The sequence below is a fragment of the Moorena sp. SIO2C4 genome, assembly GCF_010672485.1.
Lineage (GTDB): Bacteria > Cyanobacteriota > Cyanobacteriia > Cyanobacteriales > Coleofasciculaceae > Moorena > Moorena producens.
On record NZ_JAAHGN010001008.1, the window covers coordinates 1 to 2,785 of the forward strand.

Consider the following 2,785-nt stretch of genomic DNA (forward strand, 5'->3'; position numbering starts at 1 on the left):
TCCTCCTGGGAGGGGTTAGGGGTGGGTTCCTACTCCCTACTCCCTACTCCCCTAGCCCAGACCTAAAGCTTCTTCTTGAGAGCTGAGGTAGCAGTTAATGCACCAACAGCTAATATACCGAATACAGTGGTTGGTTCAGGAACGGTAGCCGGGGCTCCGTCATAAAACACTGTAATGTCAAAGGTCACATTTTGATCAGCTTCTCGAAAAGCAAGAACTGCCTCACCAGGAGCAACACTCCCTGAGGTTAGCAACAGTTTTTTCATATCCTTAGAAAAGATAAGTTCACTGAAAATATCAGAAATACTTTCCTTACTCCAGGCTGCATCTTCTTCGCCAGGAATTGTGTAGAGTATACTGGTTAAGGTCTTGTCGATGTTATTTCCAATTACCACTCTACGCCCGAGATCTGTGGTAATGGAATCCCCAGTTTTACAAAAAGGAAGACAAAGTTGGGCAGTAGGCTCCTCACCAACGGGGGGCTTAACAACTACATTTTTAACTAGGGTAACTGCCTGGGCCACACTAGGCATTACCACAGTCATCAATGCTGCTGATGCTGTAGCCATAGCTAATTTTTTAGCCATCCCTTTGGTGACAGCTAATGATGATGATAATTCAGCCATCTAAATCCCTGATTATTTTACCTAGGTCATACTACCCAACAATCTGGACATTCTTTATAAATCTTTGGTAAACTTATCATCAAGATTGTGAAAGGTTGTATTCAGGTTATAAGGTAAGCAGTTAGCAGTCAGCAGTCAGCGGTCAGCGGTCAGCAGTCAGCAGTCAGCTATCAGCCGTCAGCTTATTTTATTCAAAAGCACCTAAAGTAGTGTGGCCAATGGCTGTTCGCGTAGCGTGCGCGTAGCGCATAAGCTAAAAGCTGAAAGCTGAAAGCTGAAAGCTGAAAGCTGATAGCTGATAACTGAAAGCTGATAACTGATAGCTGATAACTGATAGCTGATAACTGATAGCTCCCTACTCCCTACTCCCTACTCCCTAATTATGGATACAAACGCCTCTGAATTACAAGAAAAAATTCGTCAACAATTTGATTTTGGCCCCTATCCCAGAATTCCCATCGACCGCTCCCCAAAAAAGCAGCTAAGCTTACTTTATTTCCATAATTTAGTTACCCCCTATTATTTAAGAAATCACCAAGTCATTAATCCAGACCAGAAAGTAATTTTAGATGCTGGCTGTGGCACGGGATACGGCTCATTAACCTTAGCAGAAGCGAATCCCGGAGCCAAAATTATTGGGATTGATATTTCGGAGCAGTCTCTGGATTTAGCCCGTAAACGATTAAGCCATTATGGGTTTGATGAGGCAGAATTTCATCAGCTCTCTATTTATGACTTACCTAGCGCTGGTTGGGAATTTGATTATATTAATTGCGACGAGCTACTGTATTTATTTCCTGATCCAGCTGTTGCCCTGAAAGCGATGAAAGCGGTTTTGAAGCCTCAGGGAATAATTCGCAGCAATCTACACAGTAAGCATCAACGTCACCTGTATTTTCGGGCACAAGAAGTCTTCCATGTGATGGGATTATTTGATGAAAATCCCGAAGATATGGAGATTGACATTGCTTTAAATACCATGAAAGCGTTAAAGAATAATGTTGAACTAAAAGCTAGAACATGGGATCCTAAATATGAGAGGGAAGACGGAAAAGAAACAGTTTTAATGAACTATCTTTTCCAAGGGGATAAAGGCTACACCATTCCTGATTTATTCGCTGGCTTAAGAGAGGCTAATCTAGAATTCATCAGTATGGTCCATTGGCGACAATGGGATTTAATGAGTCTATTTAAAGAACCAGACAATTTGCCAGTGTTTTTGGCCATGAGCTTGCCAGATATTTCTGTGGAAGACCGACTGCATTTGTTTGAGCTATTACATCCTGTTCATCGGCTCATAGATTTCTGGTGTGGACATCCCGAGCAAGGCCAATCCTTTACTCCAATTTCCGAGTGGACACTGTCCGATTGGCAGAAGGCTAAGGTACATCTCCATCCTCAGCTGAATATACCAGACGTGAAACAAAATATTCTCAAAGCCATTACTGAATTACAGCCTTTTGAAATTAGTAGGTATCTACCAGTGAGTGGAGTGGAGTCTCTGGTAGACAGTGCCGTTGCCTCTTGTTTATTACCTCTATTTGATTCCCCTCAGTCGATGCCATCTTTAGTAGAGCGATGGCAGAGATTGCGCCCAGTGGATCCCGTAACCCTGGAGCCGATAGCTGAGCAGAAGGCGTTTGATACGGTGAAAGAGGCATTGATGGGATTGGAGAATTATGGGTATATCTTGGTTGAAGGTTGAAGGTTGGCAGGTTGAAGGTTTGTAGGTTGGTAGGTTGAAGGTTGGCAGGTTGGCAGGTTGGCAGGTTGAAGGTTAAAGGTTAGTAGCCGTAGGGTGTGTTAGGGACCGGCTCTCCTGGATTTTTGGCCGATTGGCCAGGGTTGAGACAGCCGGTCCCGTAACGCACCAGGATCAGCCATCAGTGCGATCGCGAAGCAGCAGCTTGTAGGGTGGGCAAAAACACCAGGGTGCTCTGGAGTAGTTCATGATCACAGAATTTTGCCCACCATTACCGGTTGATGTCAGATATGCGTACCCATTAATGTTGTAGGGTGGGCAAAAACACCAGGGTGCTCTGGAGTAGTTCACAAAAGGAGCTATGGCGATATAATCATCCAGCCTTGCACTATTGGACAAATCGTATTCGATATTTTGTAAAACCTATGAAAAAACAGTTGAAAGCACAATTGGAACC

General features: G+C 43.9%; 2 protein-coding genes. One reads left to right on the forward strand and one right to left on the reverse strand.

The annotated features are described in order from the left end of the window. Positions 1-62: 62 nt before the first annotated feature. Complete coding sequence (locus F6K20_RS32835) at positions 63-626, reverse strand: PEP-CTERM sorting domain-containing protein (RefSeq protein WP_008190896.1); 564 nt, start codon at positions 624-626, stop codon at positions 63-65. Between the two features lie 382 nt (positions 627-1,008). Between F6K20_RS32835 and F6K20_RS32840 the strand changes: the two genes are divergently transcribed. Then, positions 1,009-2,331: a class I SAM-dependent methyltransferase gene (locus tag F6K20_RS32840; protein ID WP_008190894.1), complete on the forward strand. Its 1,323-nt coding sequence runs from the start codon at positions 1,009-1,011 to the stop codon at positions 2,329-2,331. Positions 2,332-2,785 lie beyond the last annotated feature (454 nt).

Bases quoted from the DNA above. Each gene is read 5' to 3' on its own strand.
- F6K20_RS32835 (WP_008190896.1), bottom strand. From the start codon at position 626: ATGGCTGAATTATCATCATCATTAGCTGTCACCAAAGGGATGGCTAAA.
- F6K20_RS32840 (WP_008190894.1), top strand. From the start codon at position 1,009: ATGGATACAAACGCCTCTGAATTACAAGAAAAAATTCGTCAACAATTT.